A 23,219-nucleotide genomic window follows, 5' to 3' on the forward strand; every position below is an offset into this window, starting at 1 on the left:
TTCTTAAACTAAAGCATTTAAAAGTGCTTGCAGTTTCAGTTGAATTTCTGCTAGTTCTTTATCAGGTTCGGAACCTGCCACAATTCCAACACCAGCATGAAGTATAGCCCGAGATCCATCGATTAAAGCCGATCGAATGCCGACAGCAAATTCGCCGTTACCAGTGCGATCGATCCAGCCCAGGGGTGCTGCATACAAAGAGCGATCGCAGCTTTCGCCGCCCCGAATTTGCTGTAGGGCAATATCCCTCGGTACGCCCGCCACGGCTGGCGTTGGATGCAGTTGGGCTAAAATTTTCAACAAGTGAATATCTGGGGGAATTCTAGCCCTGATGGGTGTCCACAAATGCTGAATGTTGGATAGTTGCAGCAGTCTCGGTAGCGGGGAAAAGTCGGGATGGATGCCGAGATGTAACAGGCGATCGACTATAAAGTCAATCACAGCTTGATGTTCTCGAATATCCTTTTCACTGTTGAGTAAATCTTTGCCTAAATTACCATCTTCTGCTTCAGTTTTTCCCCTCGGTGCAGAACCGGCTAAAGCATCTGCGATCAACTGATTGTTGTGAATGCTAATTAAGCGTTCTGGACTGGCACCGATAAATTGCTGACCTTTGCCGTTACTGGTAGAAAACACGTAGCAACCTGGATAGGTGAGGCGCAAGTTATTTAAGGAATCTATTACGCTAAAAGGTGTTTGGCAAATGACATTTATAGCTTGGGACAACACAATTTTACTGAAATATTTAGACTCGATTAATTCTAAAGCGGACTTGACAGATTTTTTAAATTGAGCGGCATCATTCACAGGAATTTGTTTTAATGGAAGTGAGTTTTGGCTGTTAATTAATTTGATGTATTTTTGAGAGGCAATTTTATCAAATTGTTTGCTAATGGTTTCAGTAATAATTTTAACATTTATATCTCTATCTATTTTGGCATTGGCGACAATTGTACAGCTATCGTTGAGGCGAGTAATCTGCCATTTTGGTAAAAATATGGTGCCGGGGGGAAAGTAAGAATTGGTTGCGAGATTCTCATCAAAAAAAGCAAAGCTACAAAAAAAGTGCGGCCCGCTAAAGGGCAAACGTTCCGTACCGATGGTAATTGTCCGGGCTAGACAAGATTGAATAAAATTTTGAGCGAGGGCAAATCGATCGCTTCCTGCTACTGTGAGATGGGTTGCCGAATCTAGGGCGGCGATCGCAAAACTGTTGCCGGCAATCGGATCTCTTTTTTCAAAATAAAAGTGTCTGTCATCGGGTGTGGCAATTTCTTGCAGTACCGCTAGCGGATCGACGGGGGAAATTTCCTGAGAAATACTAACTATTTTTGTTTGATCTTTTTCGGTTAAAGACTGCTGGCAATCTAACAGCAACTGATGCAGTTGATTGCGGTCTTGCAAAAGATTGGCGCGGTGCGGTATTACTGTCATGAAATCGAGAATAGCAGATTTGTCAGAAAGAGTGCGGTTTTGTCCCGCTATAATCCCTATTTCGATCTAACCACGCTCGGGCGATCGCCAAACATGACCTTTCGAGTTTCCCGACTGTTTGGGCGCGCTGGAGGGAGAAAACAGACGATCGCGCGATTCATCGAAACATTTAGACATAAAACTTAAGATTGAGAGGGCGACTCTCGATAAAAGGCGATCGACCCCGCAGAGGTTTGCAGGTGGGCATTACCGGGCGTGCGAGAGCCCGCAAAGGCGATCGACGGATGCCGGAGGCGCACTCAAGCGGAGACTTAGCAGACATTCTTCACCAATAAAATTGTAAAATTACCAAGCTGCTATCAATTGCATCAAGTTTGTGTAATGACAACAAAGATAATTGAGCGTTCAAATAGTAAATTGTGGCTGGCGGCAATCAAGCCGCCCATGTACAGCGTTGCTGTTATTCCTATTTCAGTAGGAACTGCAATTGCTTTTGCCGAAACTCAAACGATTAATGCGTCAATTTTTTCGACATTTTTAATTTCAGCCATTTTAATTATAGCATGGCTGAATCTCACCAATGATGTATTTGACTCGGAAACAGGGATAGATAAAAATAAAGCACATTCCTTGGTCAACTTAACCGGAAATAAAGCTTTAATTTTCTGGCTTGCCAATCTATTTTTAGCAATCGGAGTGTCGGGAATCTGCGGTATTTCCTGGTGGCAAAAAGATCCAACAGTAATTTTGCTAGTAGTTTTGTGCTGCGCCCTCGGCTACACTTATCAAGGGCCGCCGTTTCGTTTGGGCTATCAGGGTTTAGGCGAAATTATTTGCTTTTTTACCTTCGGCCCGCTGGCTTTAGCTGCTGCTTATTACAGTCAATCTCAAACTTGGTCTGCTAGTAATTTTGCAGCTTCTGCCATCGTGGGAATTACTACCAGTATCATCTTATTTTGTTCTCACTTCCATCAAGTTGAGGACGATTTGGCGGCGGGTAAAAAATCGCCGATTGTCCGAATTGGTACGCAGAAAGGCGCGCAGTTGTTGCAGTGGTTGTGCGGCAGCGTTTATGCTTTGACTGTGCTGTTTGTGGCGCTGCGAATGTTCCCAATTTGGACGCTGTTGATTTTTGGAAGTTTGTTTTTTGCGATCGACCTTTGCCGCCATGTCACAGAATATCACGACCAACCCGCAAAGGTCAGCAACTCTAAGTTTATCGCAGTGACACTGCATTTTACGAGCGGTTTGCTGCTAGCGCTGGGGTTTGTGCTGTAGTTTGGGCGATTATCGATAATTTCGGTAAAATAGAACTATGGTTCGTAGTCAGGACTTTAGTCCTCTCTCCAAGATTTTAGTCAATTAAGGACTAAAGTCCTTACTACAAACAGTTTGATATTGAATCGAAAACAAGGAGAAGCAAATCATGAGTACGCCAGTAGAAACTAGCCCAATCCTCACCCTAGAAGAAATTTATAGTCTGTATCCTGATGAGTGGGTACTTATTGTCAATCCTGAATTATATGAAGAATTAAGTGTGATTCGAGGTGAAGTTTTAGCCCATGCAACAGAACGCGATGAAATTTATAGTAAGCTGTCATTAAGAAATGGAAAATCTGTAGCAATAGAATACACTGGCGCTATCCCTGATAACATAGTAATGATATTGTAATAAAAATAGGAGCTTAACGGTGTAGATGAACAAATCTAAAAAATATCAATTTCACTATTCGTTAACTGGCAACAAAAATCAGCCACTAATTTTATTACTCCACGGATTCACGGGCAACAGTCAAGACTTTAGCAGCGTGATTTCCTTACTATCTAAAAATTATTGCTGTCTCGCCGTTGACCTTCCCGGTCACGGACAAACCAGAGTCAGCGGCGACGAAAGTTGCTACAATATGTCAAATACAGCCCAAGCATTGATCCACTTATTAGATGATTTACAAATAGACAAATGTTTGTTGTTGGGCTACTCAATGGGCGGGCGACTGGCGCTGTACATGACATTACATTTTCCTGAAAGATTCGAGAAAGTCGTGTTAGAGTCAGCTTGTCCGGGATTGAAGGCGGAAAAAGATCGATCGCACAGACGGCAAGCCGATTCACAAACAGCACAAAACCTCGAAAATAGCAATATCAAAGATTTTATCTTAAGCTGGTACGATCGCCCTTTATTCAAATCATTACAAAAATCCCCCAAATTCCACCAACTCATAGAAAGCCGCTTAACCAACAATCCCTTAGAATTAGCCAAATCTCTGCGTAACATGGGAACCGGCAACCAGCCCTCTCTGTGGGAAAAACTCGCCCAAAATCAAATCCCCCTTCTCTTGCTAGCGGGAGAAGATGATGATAAATTTCAACGTATCAATGCAGAAATTGCCAGCTTGTGTCCGGCTGCTACTCTCAAGATTGTACCAAATGCCGGTCACAATATCCATTTTGAAAGTATTGATAAGTTTGGAGAAGTTGTGAGACAATTTTATGATTAACGAGTATTCAGAAACCAGGTTTTTTACTAAAATCATTCGTTGTTACCGACAAATTAGCTAAAAACCCGGTTTCTTTCGTCTTAGTGATGATTAACAGGTAGTCAGAAACCGGGTTTTTTACGAAAATTCTTCGTTGTTACCGACAAATTAGGTAAAAAACCCGGTTTCTTTGGCCTTGGTGACAATCGACTAAAAAGTAAATGTTATATCAATTCGACTTTCGCACCTATCAGCGAAAATTTAAGCGCCCGCTACAAACAAGTCACGGTATTTGGGATATGCGAGAAGGAATTATCCTCCGATTGATTGACGAAAATAATCGCATTGGTTGGGGAGAAATTGCCCCGCTGAGTTGGTTTGGTTCGGAAAAGTTTGAGGAAGCATTAGATTTTTGTCAACAGTTACCCGCTAATATTGATTCTGACATAATTTTTGCGATTCCCGCTGAATTACCAGCCTGTCAATTTGGCTTTGAGTCAGCTTGGGAAAATCTGGGCAAAGCAATCGAAAATACACACAGTCAAGACAAAATTCCGAAAAATCAGTGTAGCGGTTTATTACCCGCAGGTGAAACAGCTTTGCAGGTTTTACCAATGCTTTGGTTGGAGGGATATCGCACGTTTAAATGGAAAATTGGCGTTTCTGCAATTGAGGAAGAATTAACTATTTTTCAGCAGCTAATCGCAGCAATGGATGATTTAGCCGATCGCCAAACAGCACTTTTGCGCTTAGATGCTAATGGGGGACTCACCTACTCCCAGGCTGAAAAATGGCTGGAAGCTTGCGATACCGTGACAGCAACACCCGACTTGGGCGCCCAGATTGAATTTTTGGAACAGCCGCTGGCGATCGCACAGTTCCCAGAAATGGTACGATTGAATGCTACCTATGCAACGGCGATCGCCCTAGACGAATCCGCAGCCAATCTCGATCGCATCCAAGAATGCTACAACCAAGGCTGGCGGGGAATTTTCGTCATCAAACCTGCGATTGGCGGTTCCCCATCCCAACTCCGCAAATTTTGTCAAACTCACAATATAGACGCAGTTTTCTCATCCGTATTTGAAACCAAAATTGGCAGACAAGCCGCCTTAAACTTAGCAACAAAATTATCTGTAAATAATCGAGCCCTAGGCTTTGGTACCGATAGCTGGTTCGACGACAATCAAGACACCTGGTTACAGCATCTATGGTAACAAATCTCACAGTAAATATTCACGATATCCCGTTAGAATTACCCGACAATTGGCTAATCGGTGTTGGCAGCGGCGAATTTGCTCGAATTGTCGATGGGAAATTGCAACAAATCACCCAAAATCAAACAGGAGAAACACCCCCCAAAATTTGCCTAGCCGAACCAGAACCCCTGCAATTTCTTGCCAGTTTCATCGCCGCCCGCACCGCCAAATGCCAAATTTTTCTCTGCAATCCCAACTGGGTAAAAGAAGAATGGGAACAAGTCTTTGATTTAGTCCAACCCGACCTAATTTTAGAACAAAATACTAATATTAAAAACACATTTCCCCCTCTCCCAGTCCGCGAAGGCGGACTTAGTTTGTGTAGTCGCGAATTCCATTCGCCGGGATTTCATCATTCACCCGAATTCCATCATTCACCCGAATTCCATCATTCACCCGAATTCCATCATTCACCCGAATTCCATCATTCACCCGAATTCCATTCGCCGGGATTCCATCATTCACGACAATTACCTTCACCCGAATTCCATCATTCACGACAATTACCTTCACCCGAAATTGACGAATTAGCTACAATAATGATTCCCACGGGCGGTTCCTCGGGAAAAATCCGTTTTGCCATCCACACTTGGGAAACCCTCACAGCCTCAGTCCAAGGTTTTCAAGAATATTTTCAACTTGACAAAATTAACTCATTCTGCGTCTTACCATTATACCACGTCAGCGGTTTCATGCAATTTGTGCGATCGTTCACAACCGGAGGAAAACTGGCAATTGCATCATTCAAAACACTAGAAGCAGGCGAAAAATGCGATGTCGAACCAGAAGAATTTTTCATTTCTTTAGTACCAACTCAACTGCAACGGCTGCTGCAAAAACCAGATACAACTAATTGGCTATCCCAATTTCGTGCCGTACTTTTGGGCGGTGCTCCCGCTTGGCCGGAACTTTTAGCAACAGCTAGAAAGCATCAAATCAAATTAGCGCCGACTTACGGCATGACAGAAACCGCCTCGCAAATCGCTACACTCAAACCCGAGGATTTTCTCGCGGGCAATAACACTTCCGGTCAAACTTTACCCCACGCGAAAATAACTATTTGCAGTGCTAGCGGCGAGATTTTGTGCTACAATCAAATTGGCAATATTAGAGTTAATGCTAAATCTTTAGCCTTGGGCTATTATCCTGAACGATTTGACGATTCCCCCTATTTCCAATTAGATGACTTAGGATTTTTCGATAAAAATAACTGCTTAAATATCGTCGGGCGCAGCAGCGACAAGATTATCACGGGCGGAGAAAACGTATTTCCTGCCCAAGTCGAAGCCGCCATTAAGAATACTAATTTAGTGGCAGATGTTGCTATAATTGGCTTACCAGACAAAGATTGGGGGCAAGTCGTTACGGCTGTTTGGGTTCCCGCTAATTCCGAAGTTACTGTCAAAAACTTGCAAGCAGCAATAGAAGATAAGTTGAGCAAATTTAAACGACCAAAAAATTGGGTTGTCGTCACACAATTGCCCAGAAATGCTCAAGGCAAACTCAATCGAGAACAATTACAAGAACTAGCACTCAAAAAGGTTCGTAGTGAGGACTTTAGTCCGCATAAATAAAAAAACTAAAAGGTTGGTTCGTAGTGAGGACTTTAGTCCGCATAAATCAAAGAACTAAAAGGTTCGTAGTGAGGACTTTAGTCCGCATAAATTAAAAGACTCGCATTCCTCATTACGAACCTATAGCGTTTCTCCAAAAGATAAGGTATAATTGATAGCTTACATAACCAACGAGACTAAGAGGGCTGAAGCCCAACAACGTACCTAATCTTTCTGAGAAACGCTATATATCTATTAATCTACACCTAACAGCCTTCTAGTCTTCTCAGCTTCTTGCCTTTGAAAATCCACAAACTTCAACATTTGGTAAAGTACCTCTATTTGTGGCAACTTAATACCTGCTTTTTGGGCTACCCGCATCGGATTGCCAAAAATCGCCTCAACCTCCAGAGGACGCGATTCATCGTAATCAATTTTCATGCTGGTGCGGTAAGGCTTCATTTTATGAGTGTATTCCAGCATATGCGGGATAAAATCATCGGGAATAATGCGATCGCAACTTTTGGCCCCTGCTACCACTTCCCTCATGATATGCTCAACTAAAATCAGAGTATTCGGATTCGCCATCAGTTCGTCGGTTCTCGCATCCAAAATCACAGACAGTCCGTTATAAGGAATATTCCAAACCAGCTTTTTCCACCTAGACAACAGCAAATCTTCGCTCATTTTAATTGGAATGTGAGCGCGTTTAAAATCCCTAGCAATATGGTGCAATCTATCAGTAATGCCTATAGGTTTGTAGTCTTTGGCATATTCGCCTAGCGTAATCGTACCGTAATCTAGGTGGCAGATATGACCTGGGCTGACTTTATAAGAACAGAGAAAACACAGCCCGCCCACCACTCGTTCTGCACCGACAATTTTAGCTACTTCCGGTTCGGTATTCAGTCCATTTTGCAATACTAAAACCGCGCCGTTATCCTTTAATAGAGGAGGCAAAAGTTTGGGCAACAAGTGATTTTGAGTTGTTTTCAACGCGACAATTACTACGTCGCACTTAGGCATTTTGTTCGCGTCGCGGTAGGCGCGGACTTGCGGGAGGGTGAAGTCGCCTTCGGGAGACTCGACAATCAAACCATGTTTTTTGACGCGCTCGTAATCGCTACGCAGCAAAAAATTAACTTCTAAACCAGCTTTTTGCAGTCGAGCACCGTAGAATCCGCCTAAAGCTCCCGTGCCGACTATGGCATAATTGCGATTTGTCATAAGAAGAAGGAAGAAGGAAGAAGTCAGTAGTCAGTAGTCATTAGTCATTAGTCATTAGGAAGATGGAAGTCGGAAGAAGGAAGAATGCTTCTTATAGAGCTGGTTTTTAAGTCATCTGTATTTACGTTTAATTAAGTGGAACTACTTAATGCAAACAAATCAGAAGAACTTTTAAACTAAACATAAATTTGATTCTGATTCCCTGCGATTATTTAAATATTGAAGTTATCTAAAATCTCAACTCTCAAATTGCCTCATCCACTGCATTAAGTCTTCAGATAGCTGTTTTTTGGTTCTGCTAACTGCATCGATGCAGACGTGCTTAGTCAGAGCTTTAGCCCAGCTTCTTCCTGCAACTTCCCCTGAAAATACTTGATAGGCAATTTCAAATTCATCGCCTGCAACTTGTGCGGGCGTCAATTGAATCGTCAGCACGTCGCCCGCAAACAGCGGACGATAGAAATCTACACTAGCATGAATTATCGGAAAGGCAACCTCTCGATCGCCAAAAAAGGCTCTGAGATTGACTCCCGATGCTGCTAGAGATGCCTCGTAAGCTTCGTGGCACATCGCCAAAACGTTTGCAAAGTAAACGACTCCAGCAGCATCGGTATCTTGAAAGCGCACAGTGCGGGTGTAAGTAAAAGGCATTTGAGGTAGTCGCGGGCGATCGCAAATTAAAGCTGAATTTTACCAGAAAGAATTGGTTGGAAGCCGGAACTCTTTGAGCGAGAATTTAAAATCAGACTATTCATTACTCCAATCCTCTGACTTAAGGTTAGAGGTAGCTCTCAAACCCTCAAGCTGTCAACTGTCAACTGTCAACTGTCAACTGTCAACTGTTGAACAACCATCATATCGGTAAACCAGCACTTTTGCAGCAGCGATCGCCTAACGAAGCAGGCGCTAATTTTTGATATTCTCAAACTCACCCTGCTCGCTCCTGCCCCTACCCCTGCTTTCTTAACCTTTGTTTTTAATCAACATCACGTCTATAATCTTGAGGGCAACTTCTTCGGAAAGATCCAATGCACAGTAAAGATCGTTCAAAAGTTGTTCTTCTTCTTCTGAAACCTCGCCATCTGCTAAAGCGATATCAGTTGTCACAGCAAAAACTGTTTCTTTAAGTTCGTCGGGAAGTGTAGCCAAAGCCGCATTAAACAGTACCTGAACTCCTTGCCGTTGCAGAATGTTCAGCAGTCGATCGAGCATTTTTCGCATCACATCATCTGGATAGCTGCGGAAGAGTTGCATCCGAGATAGTGTCATGCTAATCGCTTTACTTTCGCTGTCATTGATGTAACCGTCGGCTGCTACGGCAATTAGCGCGATCGCCGCAAATGCTTCGGCAGGCCCTAACGTGACATCAGTTTGTTGGCGAGTCTGCGATACTTTGTCAAATAAACCCATAATACTTTCCTCATTCTTTAGTAGTGGATTCACGGAGTCCCTATGGGCTCTGGCTTTGGAAGCTTCCTTGGCTTGGCATTTAGATGATTATATCAAATCTGCTGAGTTATTTATTATTACTAAAATTATGAAAAAATTAAGATTTTTAATTTTTGTCTTTAGTGCTGTAACGGCGTTAATCAGTTGACAGTTGACAGCGTTAATCAGTTGACAGTTGACAGTTGACAGTTGACAGCGTTAATCAGTTGACAGTTTGTAGGGGCGGTGCCCCCGTGCCCGCCCTCTTAGTTGACAGATTGAGGGGGACTTCTACCTGGAAGGAAGAGGATTGGAGTAATGAATCATCTGATTTTAATTTATCCATAAAAGGGAGAGGCTTTAAACCAATTCTTTCTGGTAAAACTCGCTCTCCCAGCGCAGAAAATCTACTTGTCAAACAAAGCTAAATCAGCTTTCAGAAAATCTACAAACTGCCGCGCAGTCCTTCCAGAGCGCCCGTTGCGGCGAGTTGCCCATTCCTTAGCCCGGTGTTCCAAATCCTCAACAGCGAGCTTGATGCCAGCAATTTCGGCGAGATGTCGGACAATTGTTAAATAAGTGTTTTGATCCGCAGGTTCAAAAGTTAAAGTCAAGCCAAAGCGATCGCTAAATGAGAGTTTTTCCTGTACGGTATCCCAAGCGTGAACTTCATCACCGTCGCGGGGGCGAGGCCTGTCATCAAAAAACTCTCGAATTAAATGCCTGCGATTAGATGTGGCGTAAACAACTACATTTTGAGGCCGGGCGGTGACATTTCCTTCTAAAACAACTTTCAAGGATTTAAAAGCATCATCATCTTCCTCAAATGAAAGGTCGTCTACAAAAATAATAAACTTTTGAGGAACTCCCCGCAATTTTTCCACAATTAGCGCTAAATCTTGCAAATCCGATTTAGATACTTCAATCAAGCGCAAATTGCGAGAGCCAAATTCATTTAACAGCGACTTCACCAACGAAGACTTACCCGAGCCGCGACTTCCGTACAGCAAGACGTGCAAAGCTGGATAACCAGCCAGCAAAAACTCTGTATTTTTCACCAGAGCATCTCGCTGCCAATCGCAGCAAACCAACTCTTGCAAATTTATGCGATCGGGATGTGGAATACTCATTAACTGCCCGGATTTCCACCCAAAAGCACGATACTCTGCAAACAAACCCGTGCCAAACTTGCGGTAATATTCTGCCAAAGATTCCGCAGCGCTCGACCATTTTTCTAGTTTTGCGTGCAGTGGCTTTTCGGCATTTTCTGGTACATTTTCGCAATGCCAAATGGGAGGCACTGAGTCAAGTTGACCCGCTACTCGCACCCACTTGCTCAACTGCTCGCTGGTGCAGTCATAAATATTTTGCAGCACTTGTAAATCATGTCTGGCTGCTTCCACTAAAGCAGGTGGCAAACTCGCAAAATCTGTTTGCTGAGCTAGGCGAGAAAAGGGATTTTCGTCTTTGAGAATTTGCAAAATCAGGGAATCTTTCCAGCTCAAATTTTGAGCTGCTTGAATTTTGAACCAGTTACCGTAAGCTACCTGACACTCTAGACCGCTGAGTTCGCTGTGGTGGAGAGCTTGCAGCAAGTCAAGAAAAGCTTGACCTGCGGGGTTTTGGAGAACTGACTGATATAGCAGCAGAGATGCTGCTTGGCGTTGGAGGTAACGGATTTGGGCGATCGCCTGAGAAGTTAGGGCTGACATAATGCCAATTGTATAACAGTTAGATATCTGGACTGGGTTTAATAAATTTTCTAACAATTTGTGACCGCAATCGCAGCTATCGCTGTATAAATTGAGATGCAAATAGTGAAAACTGGGGAATTAAAAATGAATTTAGGTACAGCAGCGGCGATCGGCTACGGCGTTTTGACACTAATTGGCGGCATCATGGGTTACATCAAAGCCAAAAGCCAAGCCTCGCTCATTTCCGGCCTCGTTAGCGGTTCGCTGCTAATTTTTGCCGGCACCGCACAACTCATGGGACAAACTTGGGGTTTAACATTAGCAGCAGCAATTTCCGCTGTTTTAGTAGTAGTTTTTATGGTACGGCTGGTCAAAACTCGCAAGTTTATGCCCGCTGGGATGCTGATTTTGGCTAGTTTGGCGTCTTTGGGTGCGATCGTTTACGAACTCAGCGGTCAATCGATGTTAGGTTTTTGATTTTATATTGTTGATTTTAGAGTTGAGATTTTAGATTAACTCCCAGGCTTTACTGGGAGTTAATCTAAAATCAACAGAAACCTAATTTTTTCACCAATGACCAATGCCCCATGCCCCATGCCCCATGCCCCATGCCCCATTCCCCATCCCTCCGCTTCGCTTCGCCCAATGACTAATGACTAATGACTAATGACTAATGACTAATGACTGATTCAATATACTGCTCGACTTCCCTGAGTTGCTGCCGCTGGTATTCAATCCAATCCTTTTCCGCCGCGCGCTGTTGGGCTGTCTCTAGCTGGTACCGCGCCTGCTTCTCTAAAAAATTATTGTAGAACATAATCGCTTTTTCAACTGTTTGAATTCCCAGTTTCATGCGCTCCTCAAAAACTGCTAAAATTAAATCATCCAGGATTGAGCTAATCACTTTACAAGACTCTTCAAAATCGCTCAAGCTGATTCCCATTTTACTTTTATGAACCAGAGTTTCTACAGGATCTCTCAGAGTTTCTTTAAAAGTCTTCATATAAGACTCCGGTAAATATCTCAGAGGTTCCGTAAACTTCGATACAATCTCGCCGCCTATTGATTGCAGTCGCTCTCTAAATTTCGATTGACTCTTGAAGTCGAAGCATTCAATACAATATTCAACTTTTTCTATATCAATAGATTGTAATTCTTTAAAGATAGAATTGAGCTCATTCTCCACAATTAAAATTACTCGCTCGCCTTGATAGTCTACTTCATTTCGCAATTCTTTGTACAAATTATCTTTGTCATAAAAACCGATAGAATCTTTTTTAAACACTTGCTGGTTTTGATCCCACAAAAACCACTTATTTTTTAACTTTGTAGCTTTGTCGCTCCACGATTTGCGAACTTTAACAACAGCATCATATTTGCCTTTTTTTCCCAAACTGCGAATTCTCACGTCGCATCCGCTTAGTTCGCCAATTTGCTCCCAGACATCAACAGCAGATGCTTTAGCAATTCTCGGCTTGCTATTCCAGACATCCTCAGCCTGAGATACATCTTTGAAACATACATGAGCTAACGCCTTGAGTCTGAGGGCTGATTGCTTGATTTCCTGAATACAAGGTTCCACGTCTAGACTGAGGTGGGTAGCTGACTGTTTAATCTCCACGGATTGATATTCATCTGCGAGCAATCGATCGCTAAACTGGGTAATAGCCTGGAATACCTTGAGATACTCATTCATTTCGTTTCATCCCTCCTTTCCCTAAATAGCATACAATACAGAACATCTCCCTTTTGGAATGCAAACTGAGTCAGACCATTTTAGATTTTAGATTTTAGATTTTAGAATTGGGAATGGGAATGACTGATGACTATCAGGGTTTGGAGCGCGGGCCTACAGTTGCATTCTTGTTTTAAACTGGTGTCACAACATGGATTATGTATTCACCCCTGCAACTCAGGCTAGACTCGATACTGGCAACCTCGTACAGCCTGCCACCACAACTGGAAAATTGCTCCCCGCAGCTAGAGATCCGGTGACAGGGGAGTTTGTGGAGATTGCCAAAATATTTTATCAATCAACAACTACAACTCTATGCGATCGCGGAGTTCTAGGATTGCTCTCACAGTTAGGCGGAGGCGGGCCCGTACAGCCGCTGATAGCTCCCGTGTACGTGACAGTCGCGCCGTTGCAGCTTGCTCAAAGTCACCAGGGTTTTCAGAAAATATACAGAATGCTTAACTGTCTCAAAATTAATTTGGCAGTGATGCAAGCGACTGCTGCCGTCATTGGTATTGGGGCTGTATCGAGTACAGTTTTGTCAGCAGTAAACCTCGAACAAGTATTAAAAATCAGAGATGAGGCAAAACACCAGAAGCTGAAAATTAAAGACGGGTTTATCGATCTCAGGCATATCCTCAAAGATAAGGGAGTAGAGGTAATTCAGCAAATTTTTAAGGTGGCTCATGACTCTAATTTTCAAAGGCACCGCCAGCAACTGGTTAACGGTTACGATATTTTTTCTAAAGCTATTAAACGCTGCCAGTCAGCCCTGACAGTGCCGGATCTCAAGCTGCGGAATTCGGAGATTAATAACGGGCGAGATATGCTGTTTGAGGCTTTAAAAATTTACGATCGTCCCGGTTTGTTGGAGGGGCTGTCTTGTGCCGGAAAGCTCCGGCAAATGGAATGTGTTTGGGCGATTGAGCTGGCGCTGGGCATCACGTTTCAATTGCAGCGGGCTTACGATCTAGTGAGCGATCGCCTGCTCAAACTTCAATCAACAATTCGTCACGATCTTCTCACTGTTGTGAAAGGATGTCAATCGGAATCTGAACTAGATTTTTTATTTCCAGAAGTTACTAGGATTCTCGGTCACGATCTAAGTGTAATAGAATTTTGGCAAAACGAGGTAGATTGGATGCAAACTTTGTCTCCCAAAGAGCAGCACCAGTTAGCTAGTTTAGATAAACTCAGCGGCGACTATCATATAAGAAGCAGTATCCACACGACATTTGCGGTATTAACTGCGGAACCTTCGCTTTATCAAAGTTTAAAGCAAAAGTCTCATTTTCTATCCTTGCGCGACCAGCTAGCCTTCGCTCTGAAGCCGGAACTGCGCCGGGGATACGAATTTTATGTGTGCCAACAGGCGATCGCAACTGGCTATCCAGCTTTAGCTCCCTCAAACTGGCAAGAAATATCCGATTTAACTGTGGCTAACCTTTACTACTTTTTCCAAAGTCGAGAGGATTCAAGTGAAATTTATCCCACTGAAAACACAATAGAAACTCCTGCTTGGCACTTTCCCAAATTCTTAGAAAAAGAACTCAATTACTCCAATTAATTGAAAGCGCTGACCAAGGTACGTTGTTGGGCTTCAGCCCTCTTTGCTAAGCTCATAAAGAGCGCCCAAGCGCAACTACGTACCTAATTTGTCTGACCAGAATAAAACCGTCCTGCTTAGATATTGTAGGGTGCGTCAGCGAGGGGCCTAATTTTCAGGTGGGGAACCAGAAGTGGCTGACGCACCCTACTACTTTTTTCACATTACCTGAGCCACAATTTAATCGTATTGTCTTTAGAACCGCTAGCAATAGTTTTACCATCGGGACTAAAAGTCACTACATAAACCTCATCGGTATGTCCCGTCAAAGTATTCAGCAATTCTCCGGTATCAAAGTCCCAAATTTTAATGGTTTTATCCTTGCTGCCGCTGGCGATAAATTTCCCGTCCGGGCTGATAGCAACCGAAACAATATCGTCAGAATGTCCCTTAATCGAACGAAGTAAATCTCCACTTTCGAGATTCCAGATTTTAATGCTTTCATCGTAGGAACCGCTAACAATTGTCTTGCCGTCCGGGCTAACTGCCACAGACCTCACCGCGTCGCCGTGTCCTTCAATAGTTTTGAGCAACCTCCCTGTTGCTACATCGACAATTGTGATTTTTTTATCCTTAGAAGCGCTAATTAAATTTTTGCCATCGGGAGTGAAAGCAACAGAATAAACAAAATCTGTATGATCTGGTAAATTCTGGAGCAAATTGCCAGTTGTTGCATCCGAAATTTTGGTGGTTTTGTCTCCGCTGGCGCTAGCAACGAGCTCTCCGTCGGGGCTGATAGCGACTGACCAAACAGAGGCACTGTGATCGAGACTGCGAGTAGCTTGACCTGTTTTCAAATCCCACAACATGACTCTCCAAAAACCTGTTCCTGTGGCTAGTTTCGTACCTTTTGCATCGAAAGCAACCGACCAAACGGTGGATGAATCTCCTGGGAAAGTGCGGATCGATTTGCCTGTGGCTAAATCCCAAATTTGGATGGTTTTGTCTTTGGAACCGCTGGCTAACATTAAGCCGTCTGGACTAAAAGCAACAGATCCAACTGCATCTGAATGCTGGGCGAAGTTTTTGACTTTGGCGTTTTTCCATTGGAGACCTGCTTGGCACTTTTGTTGTAAGTTTTGGGCGGAGGTATAGGTGCTGGAAGTTTTGGCAATTGTTGGGATTTGGCTGATGCAGCCTTCATAATTGCTTTCTTGATAAAAAGCTTCGATTTGATTGAATTGTTGGGTTTCTTGCTGCACTTGCTGCTGTCTTTCTTGCCATTTGAGGTATCCGTAAATTCCGCCGATCGCAGTTAAGAGGGCTGCAATCGTTGCTGCGGCGATATAAGGATTGATTTTGCGAGGTTCTTTGGGGACAATTGCTGAGGCGCTGGTGCTGTCTGGGGCGATGGATAAACTCCCTTTTCCGTTCAAATTTACCTCTGGGGATGCCGCCGGAGTTGCCTGCACTCCCAGTGGCAGAGTGCTGCTGGCTGGGGACACAATGGCGTTGGGGTTGCGGTGTCCTTCCAAGACGATCGCGATCGCCTTGTACAATTTACCGAATAAAGATTTAGGAACGACTAATTCTTCGATTCTGGCGGCATCTTCGTCGGTAAGCCCTAAAACTTGCTGCAACCGTTTTAATTCCTCGCGAGTGTTGGCAGAAAAAGGATATTCTTGCTGCATGGTTTCTTGCAGCGATTGTTCGTAGCGTTCGCCTTTTTGCCTGTATTTGCGGTAAGGGTTCAATACCTCATCTTCGATCGCCTCTGCTTCTTCTGGTTGCAATTCCAAACTGACGCGCAATTCTTCTAATATTCTCCGCCCGACGACTGTAATGTCACCGCGACTGCTGCTGCGCCGATCGACTTCTTCGCGATAGATTGTGAGTTTGGGTACCCGCGTGCGCGATCGATCGCCAATTTTCCGCAAATCGGCTAAAGCTTCCGCCGCCGACTGGTAGCGCTCCCGAAAATCGTAGCGCACCATATTGTCCAAAACATCGGCCAACGCTTGGGAGCAGGAGGTTAAATGGCGCCAAACAATTTCACCTCGGTTAGAATTTTTCAAATCCCGCAGTTTCGGCAAATCGTAAGCCGGCAAACCCGTCATAGCTTGGATGCCAATCATTCCCAAGGCGTAGATATCGCTGTTGAGTTGCGGGTTGTATTGAAATTGTTCGATCGGCATATATTCCAGCGTCCCAATCCGCACAGTTACCGGTGCTTGTCTTTGAGCGATGTGAATTTCTTTCACCGAGCCAAAGTCAATCAAAACTAACTTGTTGTCTGCATAGCGACGGATTAAATTTGCTGGTTTAACATCTCGGTGAATTACTCCTTGTCCGTGTACAAAGACTAAAATTTCTAACAGTTCCTTCAACAAAGGAATAATTTTTTCTTCGGGAACCGGTTTTCCTGGTACAATCTCTGTGGATAGCGAGTGACCGGCAATAAAGGATTCTACTAAGAAAAATTCTTCATTTTCTTCAAAATAAGCGAATAGCTGAGGGATTTGGTCGTGTTGACCGAGCTTTTCTAGAACTTCTGCTTCTTTTTGGAAAAGACGGCGCGTAGTATTAATTAATTTCGGTTCGCTGGTACCGGGACGCAGGTGCTTGACAAAGCACTGCGGTTCACCGGGGCGACGAGTATCTTTGGCCAGATAGGTTTGTCCAAATTCTCCTGTTTCTATGACTTCAATGACTTGATAGCGTCCATCTAAAAGTTGGCTCACCATGATAATAACTTAGTTGCTCCTGGGCATTGGGCATTGGGCGAAGCGAAGCGGAGGGATTGGGCATTGGCTTGCGCAGGTCATTGGCCAAACAGGGCATTGGGCATTGGGAATTGGCATTGTTTTTTCTTTCCTTCAATATCTTCCTTCAACATCTTCCTTCTTCCTTCAACATCTTCCTTCAACATCTGACATATAGCGGTTCTCAAGCGTGGTGAGGTATGCTCTATGCCCTATGCCCTATGCCCTATGCCCGGTTTCGCCTATGCCCTATACCCATGAGTACCTCATCTTTTTGAGAAAGGCCATACTTTATCTTTTCAACATCTGCAAAGCTTGATATCCCAAAAAGAAAAAACCCAAAGCACCGAGTATCGCTATGGTATTCGCAAACACATCTACTGAAACAAATTCGCCCATTGCAAGATCCTCTGACAACTGATATCTATCCTCGGCTTTTCGGTCTCAGACTGGGTGAGGGGTCTTGCCCCTTACTGCGGTAGAGCCGAAAGATGCTCACAAATTATAGCAAAGGAGATGCTCGAAATAACTTTTTGGGCGATCGACTAGCTTTTTGTTTTAATATTTTTTAATATTTAAGGACACAAATTGTGAACGTAAATTTTGAGGTAAGTTCGCTTTGATATTGTTAACCCTGGTAATTTTTTCTCTCATAGTCAGTAGAGCTTACACCAAGAATTTGCGCCAATCGGTCAAAAATGCGCCTCGCACCAACAGCAGTGTGGCTCAGCAGTTATTTCCGCCGGCGGGTGACTTCCCCAAAGTTTCGGTAGTCGTACCAGCATACAACGAAGCCGAGAATATTCAGGATTGCGCGATCGCCATTTTGGAGAGTACAGCTCTGTCTGCTGACAAGCTAGAGGTTTTGATTGTAGACGATCGATCGACAGACGACACGAAGGCGATCGCCCAAACTCTGCAACAACAGCGCAACGACCCCCGCCTCAAAATATTAGCAGGTGAGGCGCGACCGGCAAACCAATATTGGGCGGGCAAAAACTGGGCCTGCGCCCAAGCTGTTGGGGAAGCAACCGGAGAATTCCTATTATTTATCGATGCCGACGTGCGACTGAAACCCGGGGCGATTGAAACTGCGATCGCCACAGCCGAAACCGAGAAAATAGACCTGCTAACCTGTATGCCAGCGCTGGTTTGTGGGTGTTTTTCCGAGTGGTTGGTGCAGCCTTTAATGTTCAATAACCTAGCTGTTTGCTTCGATTTTACAGCCGTTAATGATGCTGCAAAAACAGACAGTGCCTTTGCGGGCGGCCCATTTATGCTGTTTAGGCGATCGGCTTACGAAAAAATCGGCGGGCACGAAGCAGTTGCAGGCGAAATTGTCGAAGATGTGGAATTAGCTAGACGCATCAAACGTGCGAGTTTAAAGCTCGGACTTTATTCGGGGGCAAATTTGGCATCCGTGCGGATGTATCGGTCTTGGAACGCGTTGTGGGAAGGCTGGACAAAGAATCTGTATCTCGGCGCTAACCGCAGTTGGGGGAGCATGATTTACATGGCCGCAATTATGTTATTTCTTTATCCGATGCCGTGGCTGGCATTAGCTATTTTGCTGGCTAACGGCGAAATTGCCAACATAATTAGCAATGGCCAATTAGCAATTAGCAATTACCATTTGCCGGTTGCGTTGTTAACTATCTGTTTATCTGCGATCGTCATTGGATACCATTACACCTTGCGCCGTTTGGGTGCCGAAATTTCGGACTGTCCGACGAAATATTGGTGGTTGGGAGGTTTGGGAGGGACGTTAATTGCAGCAATTGCGATCGGTTCTGCAATCAAAACTGAAACAGGTTGGGGATGGACTTGGCGCGGGAGAGCTTTGCAAATTAACAATAATTAATCCCGATTTTGCATTCACAATTAGTAGTAAGGTGCGTCAGGTTTGAGATTTTCAATCAGCACCAAAAGTTTCATACTGACGCACCATTTATTCGAGGAGTGCGTCAGTATGAGCTTGTTGGTTTGTTACGAAAATAATCCTCGTTGATGCACCCTACATATAGCTTTTTGGGGGAGCGTGGCTGCTTAAGGAAAGACTTCAAATTCACTGGCTGGGCAAAATCCAACAGAAAATCATATAATTGAGACAATGACCAACCCTGAATACGCGGCCAATTATCAGGCGAGCATAGCGATCGTCATACCCCGATCAGTCCCAGGGATGTTTCATTTCTTGTCTAAGTCAGGTTATTTAAAAGTTTTTGTATAGGAATTAAAAAAATGATTTATCAGTACCCCGAAGGCATACCCGAGCAGTATGCAGGCATCGTAGAGGAAGTGCGGACTAAGGCTCAAGAAGTTCGATCGACCCATATTCAAAGACTCCGTTCTGGTAATGCTGCTGTTGCCAAACTACCACTAGATACTGGTGCAGTTTATAATAAAGAAGCTACCAGCAAGCAACATCCTCTAAATATTCCTGGTGAAGACGATGGGCCAAAGTGTTTTTTTGAGCCAAGGATTGACAGAGCGGGAGAAAATTACAACGAGAAGCACGCTGAGCACAAGCTCTTCAATGCAATTGCAGAAGACTTGGAAACAAATAATGTGTCTTTGGAGGTAGAAGGGACACTCTACCTCTACACTGAAAGAAATATGTGTTCTGGCTGCTATATGAATTTGCAAGACTTTAAGGAGAGGTTCCCCAATATTAAAGTGATTATTTTCTACGAACATCCATATCCGTAGAAATAGATAATAGAAAACCAGTAGAGCCTGCCAGGGCTTTACTGGCTTCTATATCTGAGGTAAAATAGAGGTGATATAAAGCTTAAAATTAGCTGGCTCCTGATTGACGATTAAGGAAAATATATATTGAGGGAAGATCGATGATTAAGTTTGAGATAGGTCATTACACCAATTTTAAGTTGCCCAACAATTTAGATATTCCAGAGCAATTGCAGCAAACTCTTCAAATGGTCTGGGACAGAAAGTATCGGGATTTGTACGAAAGAGGTGGAAAGTACAATGTAGAAGAAGCTTTTGTGGAAGTAATGCAAGCATTTGGAATGCCCAATGATAAAGTATCCCATCAACGATACGTCTATATGGCTTATGGAATAGCATTAGCAGCTAAACCGACCATTAAACATTACTTTCCTGAAGAACACAAGGCTGATATCGTTCAAGCAATTGTATCTTGTTGGCTAAAAGATGGTGGTGAAATTCCAGAAACTTGGGCAGATACCTTGTTTCCTCATATCGACAAAATTGGAAAATATCAAGCTGCTGATGAAGCTTATAATATCTTCTATGGCTTGCTGCAAACACTCAATGCCAAAACAGCTTATAATGCCATCTTGGATATTTTGTATGATGCCATTACTGGCGATGCTATTTCTGGTTTTGCTGCGGCCCAACGAGATATGTTTAATTGGTGGTTGATCGAAGTAACTCCTGCTGCCTATTGTTTAAAGCTGCCATCTACTTTATATTCGGGAAAATGGGAATTTCCGCCCCTGAGTCAGTGTGCGTAATTGCGATGAGGCAATCAATAGTAGTAGGGTGCGTCAGGTTTGAGATTTTGAATCAGGACAAAAATTCTCATGCTGACGCACGATTTATTTGAGGAGTGCGATCGCTCTTTCCTAAGATTATAAAGAGGGCCCAAGCCCAACAACGTACCTTATGCTTCCGCGTAAACGAAAGCAGGTACCCGCTTGTAAGCAGGTGTGCCCGATCGCCTTTCAATCTCCGGGTGAAAAATTACATTAACTTCAGGATAAAACATCAACGCAGCACCCTCACGAACCGCCCCGTAAATCACCTCAACATTTTCCATTTTCCCCACGTTTCCCTGCACAGTAACTCGCTGGTGTTCTTTCATGCCAGCGCTTTCTGCATCCGCGCGATTCATCAAAATGCAGTTGCGGTGCGGCATTCCCCGGTACTTGTCATCTATTTTGTAAACTACAGTATTGTGCTGAGAATAACTGCGTCCAGTCATCAATGCCACAACTAAACCCCGTACCGATTCCGATGCTCCAAACTCTTTGATTTCCGGTAATTTTAGCACTGGTAAAGGTGTGACAAACATCTTGGCTTTGCCGGAATCTGTGGGGAATTTGGGTTCGGTAAAAATCCGCCCGCTGATGGTGAATTCTTCTTTGGTTTCATCAATTGTTGCCATTTTTTCGTAGCCGGGAATTGTTTGAGCAATCAATTGCCGAACGTACTTAGTATCTCGAAGCTGGCGCCAGTCTACCGGATAAGTACCGTGAATTCTGGCTGCCAATTCTGTCAAGAAATGTACTTCAGAAATCAAATCAGCATCTTTGAGATGAGTTTCGCCTTCATCGTTGAAACGCACAAAATTATTACCGGATTCCACGGTTGTTTTGTAGGGATTTTCAAAGCGATTCAGCACCGGTAACACAATTGTATTGTGATGAGCCAATCCGCTAAAATGTCCCAAGTTTGGTTTGGTTGCAATGTAAATAATGGTTTCAATCTTGCCTAAAGCACGTTTTGCTTCATTTGAATCGGGATTCGCCCCGTATAAGTTGCCACCCAAACAGATTAGCGTATCGACTTTGCCTGCATCTGCTGCTTCAATGAGCGATCGAGTTTCGTAACCCTTAACGGCGCTCAGGGGACGCCCCAAAAGCTTTTCGAGAGTCTGTTGGATTTCTTTTTTCAGGTTCACAGTCACGCCCATAGAGCCAAATCCTTGGACGTTTGAGTGTCCTCTCACCGGCAGTAATCCTGCGCCTGTTTTGCCGAGATTTCCCGTCATCAAAGCAGTATTGGCAATGCTGAATACATTATCTACGCCATTTTTTTGTTGGGTAATTCCCATCGCCCAACCGAAGACAACCCGCTGAGAATTGCCGATTATTTTAGCTGCGGCCTCAATTTCTGCTTGGGAAACTCCGCAAGTTGTAGTAATAGTTTCCCAGTCGGTTTCGCGGGCGTGCTGCACTGCTGCTTCCCAGCCTTCTGTGTGGGCTTGCAAGTAGGTTTCGTCGAGCAATCCTTGTTCGATTACCGATTTTTGAATGCCTACAAATAGCGCCGTATCGCTGCCAGGAATTGGTTGCAAGTAGAGCGAGGCAATGTCGGAACCGGGGATGAGCGACTTGACTGGAAATGCCGGAGAACCAAACTTAACTAACCCGATTTCCATTACCGGATTGATGACAATTATTTTACCGCCTTTGTCGCGAATTTTAATTAACTCGTTCATGAAGCGGGGATGGTTGTAGGCAGAATTCGCGCCCGCGAGTACGACGCAATCTGCTTGCTTTAAGTTTTCTAGACTCACTACCGAGGTGCGGGTGGCAAACATTTCGTTTAACCCGGTGGTCGATGGAGCGTGGCAGAGATCGGAACAATCTGCTAAGTTGTTAGAGCCGATCGCCCTCATCATCAATTGCAACAAAAAAGCCGCCTCGTTGGAAGAGCGACCGGAACTATAAGATGCCACTCGTTCGGGGGTTTTGCGAAATGCAGCCTCGGCAATTTCATAGACTTCTTGCCACGAAATGCGATCGTAATGAGATGCACCAGCCCGCAAAATCATCGGATAACTCAACCTTCCCAGTCTATCTGCTTCCCTGGAAGTTAATTGTTGGAGTTCTGCAATATTGTGCTGTTGAAAATAGTTAGTCGAGATAGCTGGTTTAATTTCAGCCGAGATTGCTTCCACACTTTTCATGCAGCGCTGAAGTTTCTCGCCGTCTTCATTAGTAAAGCCTCCTTTCTGCCCGCCAGTACCCCAAGAACAAGATAAACAAGCACTTTTGTGCAGCAAAGTTTGCCAAAGTTTCGGGCCTTCGGGTGACAAAGTTTGCTTTGCCCAATATTCAATTATTGGTAAACCGCCGCCCATGTCTGGGCTTTCGTCATTTTTTTCGCTAAATGGCGGAACGGGTTGGATATTTTGGGAGTTGGTGTCCATAGGGTTTATTTTTTATTGGAATTGCGAATTGATCTACAGTTAAGTTTATTACTATAATTTACCGCAAACTTACAGCACAAAAAATTAGTCAATAGATAGATGTTTTAATCTCAATTAAACTCTTGGTTCGTAGTGAGGACTTCAGTCCTTCTTCACCCTGGTTCGTAGTGAGGACTTCAGTCCT

Annotated in this window: 20 protein-coding genes; 11 read left to right on the top strand and 9 right to left on the bottom strand. The window is 44.0% G+C overall.

Features of this window, described 5'->3' with window-relative positions; genetic code table 11:
- Nucleotides 1-3: 3 nt before the first annotated feature.
- Nucleotides 4-1,434, bottom strand: a complete 1,431-nt coding sequence (locus tag QZ918_RS22470; protein ID WP_293338497.1) for an isochorismate synthase — start codon at nucleotides 1,432-1,434, stop codon at nucleotides 4-6.
- Nucleotides 1,435-1,603: 169 nt separating this feature from the next.
- On the bottom strand, nucleotides 1,604-1,756 hold the full coding sequence (locus tag QZ918_RS22475) for a hypothetical protein (RefSeq protein WP_293338499.1): 153 nt from the start codon (nucleotides 1,754-1,756) through the stop codon (nucleotides 1,604-1,606).
- Between the two features lie 59 nt (nucleotides 1,757-1,815).
- Between QZ918_RS22475 and menA the strand changes: the two genes are divergently transcribed.
- From menA to QZ918_RS22500, 5 genes are all read left to right on the top strand, one after another.
- On the top strand, nucleotides 1,816-2,712 hold the full coding sequence (menA, locus tag QZ918_RS22480) for a 2-carboxy-1,4-naphthoquinone phytyltransferase (RefSeq protein WP_293338501.1): 897 nt from the start codon (nucleotides 1,816-1,818) through the stop codon (nucleotides 2,710-2,712).
- Nucleotides 2,713-2,860: 148 nt separating this feature from the next.
- Nucleotides 2,861-3,106, top strand: coding sequence for a hypothetical protein (locus QZ918_RS22485; RefSeq protein ID WP_293338503.1), 246 nt, complete (start codon nucleotides 2,861-2,863; stop codon nucleotides 3,104-3,106).
- Between the two features lie 25 nt (nucleotides 3,107-3,131).
- Nucleotides 3,132-3,932 carry a 2-succinyl-6-hydroxy-2,4-cyclohexadiene-1-carboxylate synthase gene (gene menH, locus QZ918_RS22490; protein WP_293338505.1) on the top strand — a complete coding sequence of 267 codons (801 nt, stop codon included), beginning with the start codon at nucleotides 3,132-3,134 and terminating at the stop codon, nucleotides 3,930-3,932.
- Nucleotides 3,933-4,132: 200 nt separating this feature from the next.
- Nucleotides 4,133-5,128 carry an o-succinylbenzoate synthase gene (locus tag QZ918_RS22495; protein ID WP_293338507.1) on the top strand — a complete coding sequence of 332 codons (996 nt, stop codon included), beginning with the start codon at nucleotides 4,133-4,135 and terminating at the stop codon, nucleotides 5,126-5,128.
- The gene (locus QZ918_RS22500; protein ID WP_293338509.1) at nucleotides 5,122-6,744 is read left to right on the top strand and encodes an AMP-binding protein; all 1,623 of its coding nucleotides are present in this window, start codon (nucleotides 5,122-5,124) and stop codon (nucleotides 6,742-6,744) included. Before QZ918_RS22495 ends, QZ918_RS22500 begins: the two co-directional genes overlap by 7 nt.
- A 234-nt stretch (nucleotides 6,745-6,978) precedes the next feature.
- Here QZ918_RS22500 and QZ918_RS22505 read toward each other — a convergent pair whose 3' ends face one another.
- Together QZ918_RS22505 and QZ918_RS22510 are read right to left on the bottom strand one after the other, a co-directional pair.
- Nucleotides 6,979-7,950, bottom strand: coding sequence for a putative 2-dehydropantoate 2-reductase (locus QZ918_RS22505; protein ID WP_293143341.1), 972 nt, complete (start codon nucleotides 7,948-7,950; stop codon nucleotides 6,979-6,981).
- A gap of 237 nt (nucleotides 7,951-8,187) precedes the next feature.
- Nucleotides 8,188-8,601 carry an acyl-CoA thioesterase gene (locus QZ918_RS22510; RefSeq protein ID WP_293338511.1) on the bottom strand — a complete coding sequence of 138 codons (414 nt, stop codon included), beginning with the start codon at nucleotides 8,599-8,601 and terminating at the stop codon, nucleotides 8,188-8,190.
- A 52-nt stretch (nucleotides 8,602-8,653) separates the two neighbouring features.
- Here QZ918_RS22510 and QZ918_RS22515 point away from each other — a divergent pair, with 52 nt between their 5' ends.
- Entirely contained in the window at nucleotides 8,654-8,815 is a 162-nt protein-coding gene (locus tag QZ918_RS22515; RefSeq protein ID WP_293338513.1) for a hypothetical protein, read from the top strand.
- Between the two features lie 98 nt (nucleotides 8,816-8,913).
- On the opposite strand, the gene QZ918_RS22520 is transcribed toward QZ918_RS22515, so the two are convergent.
- Both QZ918_RS22520 and QZ918_RS22525 read right to left on the bottom strand, forming a co-directional pair.
- Nucleotides 8,914-9,360 carry a tellurite resistance TerB family protein gene (locus QZ918_RS22520; protein ID WP_293144004.1) on the bottom strand — a complete coding sequence of 149 codons (447 nt, stop codon included), beginning with the start codon at nucleotides 9,358-9,360 and terminating at the stop codon, nucleotides 8,914-8,916.
- A gap of 425 nt (nucleotides 9,361-9,785) precedes the next feature.
- Entirely contained in the window at nucleotides 9,786-11,090 is a 1,305-nt protein-coding gene (locus QZ918_RS22525) for an ATP-binding protein (protein ID WP_293338515.1), read from the bottom strand.
- Nucleotides 11,091-11,216: 126 nt separating this feature from the next.
- Between QZ918_RS22525 and QZ918_RS22530 the strand changes: the two genes are divergently transcribed.
- A complete protein-coding gene (locus QZ918_RS22530; protein ID WP_293338517.1) occupies nucleotides 11,217-11,549 on the top strand; it encodes a TMEM14 family protein in 333 nt (110 codons plus the stop codon).
- A 193-nt stretch (nucleotides 11,550-11,742) separates the two neighbouring features.
- On the opposite strand, the gene QZ918_RS22535 is transcribed toward QZ918_RS22530, so the two are convergent.
- Nucleotides 11,743-12,768 (bottom strand): hypothetical protein, encoded by a 1,026-nt coding sequence (locus QZ918_RS22535; RefSeq protein ID WP_293338519.1) that lies wholly within the window; start codon nucleotides 12,766-12,768, stop codon nucleotides 11,743-11,745.
- A gap of 190 nt (nucleotides 12,769-12,958) precedes the next feature.
- Here QZ918_RS22535 and QZ918_RS22540 point away from each other — a divergent pair, with 190 nt between their 5' ends.
- On the top strand, nucleotides 12,959-14,374 hold the full coding sequence (locus QZ918_RS22540; protein WP_293338521.1) for a hypothetical protein: 1,416 nt from the start codon (nucleotides 12,959-12,961) through the stop codon (nucleotides 14,372-14,374).
- Nucleotides 14,375-14,577: 203 nt separating this feature from the next.
- Here QZ918_RS22540 and QZ918_RS22545 read toward each other — a convergent pair whose 3' ends face one another.
- The gene (locus tag QZ918_RS22545; protein ID WP_293338523.1) at nucleotides 14,578-17,097 is read right to left on the bottom strand and encodes a WD40 repeat domain-containing serine/threonine-protein kinase; all 2,520 of its coding nucleotides are present in this window, start codon (nucleotides 17,095-17,097) and stop codon (nucleotides 14,578-14,580) included.
- A gap of 637 nt (nucleotides 17,098-17,734) precedes the next feature.
- On the opposite strand from QZ918_RS22545, the gene QZ918_RS22550 reads away from it, so the two are divergent.
- The 3 genes from QZ918_RS22550 (at nucleotide 17,735) to QZ918_RS22560 (ending at nucleotide 20,612) form a co-directional block, all read left to right on the top strand.
- Nucleotides 17,735-18,976 carry a glycosyltransferase family 2 protein gene (locus tag QZ918_RS22550; protein WP_293338525.1) on the top strand — a complete coding sequence of 414 codons (1,242 nt, stop codon included), beginning with the start codon at nucleotides 17,735-17,737 and terminating at the stop codon, nucleotides 18,974-18,976.
- A 380-nt stretch (nucleotides 18,977-19,356) separates the two neighbouring features.
- A complete protein-coding gene (locus tag QZ918_RS22555; protein WP_293338527.1) occupies nucleotides 19,357-19,824 on the top strand; it encodes a deaminase domain-containing protein in 468 nt (155 codons plus the stop codon).
- A 140-nt stretch (nucleotides 19,825-19,964) separates the two neighbouring features.
- Nucleotides 19,965-20,612 (top strand): hypothetical protein, encoded by a 648-nt coding sequence (locus QZ918_RS22560; protein WP_293338529.1) that lies wholly within the window; start codon nucleotides 19,965-19,967, stop codon nucleotides 20,610-20,612.
- Between the two features lie 149 nt (nucleotides 20,613-20,761).
- Here QZ918_RS22560 and QZ918_RS22565 read toward each other — a convergent pair whose 3' ends face one another.
- Nucleotides 20,762-23,035, bottom strand: coding sequence for an FdhF/YdeP family oxidoreductase (locus QZ918_RS22565; protein WP_293338531.1), 2,274 nt, complete (start codon nucleotides 23,033-23,035; stop codon nucleotides 20,762-20,764).
- Nucleotides 23,036-23,219: the final 184 nt, after the last annotated feature.

This window comes from Microcoleus sp. CAWBG58 (assembly GCF_020883045.1).
GTDB lineage: Bacteria > Cyanobacteriota > Cyanobacteriia > Cyanobacteriales > Microcoleaceae > Microcoleus.

Coding starts and splice junctions, on each gene's coding strand:
- QZ918_RS22535 (WP_293338519.1), bottom strand. CDS start 12,768: ATGAATGAGTATCTCAAGGTATTCCAGGCTATTACCCAGTTTAGCGAT.
- QZ918_RS22555 (WP_293338527.1), top strand. CDS start 19,357: ATGATTTATCAGTACCCCGAAGGCATACCCGAGCAGTATGCAGGCATC.
- QZ918_RS22470 (WP_293338497.1), bottom strand. CDS start 1,434: ATGACAGTAATACCGCACCGCGCCAATCTTTTGCAAGACCGCAATCAA.
- QZ918_RS22545 (WP_293338523.1), bottom strand. CDS start 17,097: ATGGTGAGCCAACTTTTAGATGGACGCTATCAAGTCATTGAAGTCATA.
- QZ918_RS22485 (WP_293338503.1), top strand. CDS start 2,861: ATGAGTACGCCAGTAGAAACTAGCCCAATCCTCACCCTAGAAGAAATT.
- menA (WP_293338501.1), top strand. CDS start 1,816: ATGACAACAAAGATAATTGAGCGTTCAAATAGTAAATTGTGGCTGGCG.
- QZ918_RS22510 (WP_293338511.1), bottom strand. CDS start 8,601: ATGCCTTTTACTTACACCCGCACTGTGCGCTTTCAAGATACCGATGCT.
- QZ918_RS22520 (WP_293144004.1), bottom strand. CDS start 9,360: ATGGGTTTATTTGACAAAGTATCGCAGACTCGCCAACAAACTGATGTC.
- QZ918_RS22530 (WP_293338517.1), top strand. CDS start 11,217: ATGAATTTAGGTACAGCAGCGGCGATCGGCTACGGCGTTTTGACACTA.
- QZ918_RS22560 (WP_293338529.1), top strand. CDS start 19,965: ATGATTAAGTTTGAGATAGGTCATTACACCAATTTTAAGTTGCCCAAC.
- QZ918_RS22565 (WP_293338531.1), bottom strand. CDS start 23,035: ATGGACACCAACTCCCAAAATATCCAACCCGTTCCGCCATTTAGCGAA.
- QZ918_RS22505 (WP_293143341.1), bottom strand. CDS start 7,950: ATGACAAATCGCAATTATGCCATAGTCGGCACGGGAGCTTTAGGCGGA.
- QZ918_RS22500 (WP_293338509.1), top strand. CDS start 5,122: ATGGTAACAAATCTCACAGTAAATATTCACGATATCCCGTTAGAATTA.
- QZ918_RS22540 (WP_293338521.1), top strand. CDS start 12,959: ATGGATTATGTATTCACCCCTGCAACTCAGGCTAGACTCGATACTGGC.
- menH (WP_293338505.1), top strand. CDS start 3,132: ATGAACAAATCTAAAAAATATCAATTTCACTATTCGTTAACTGGCAAC.
- QZ918_RS22475 (WP_293338499.1), bottom strand. CDS start 1,756: ATGTCTGCTAAGTCTCCGCTTGAGTGCGCCTCCGGCATCCGTCGATCG.
- QZ918_RS22525 (WP_293338515.1), bottom strand. CDS start 11,090: ATGTCAGCCCTAACTTCTCAGGCGATCGCCCAAATCCGTTACCTCCAA.
- QZ918_RS22495 (WP_293338507.1), top strand. CDS start 4,133: ATGTTATATCAATTCGACTTTCGCACCTATCAGCGAAAATTTAAGCGC.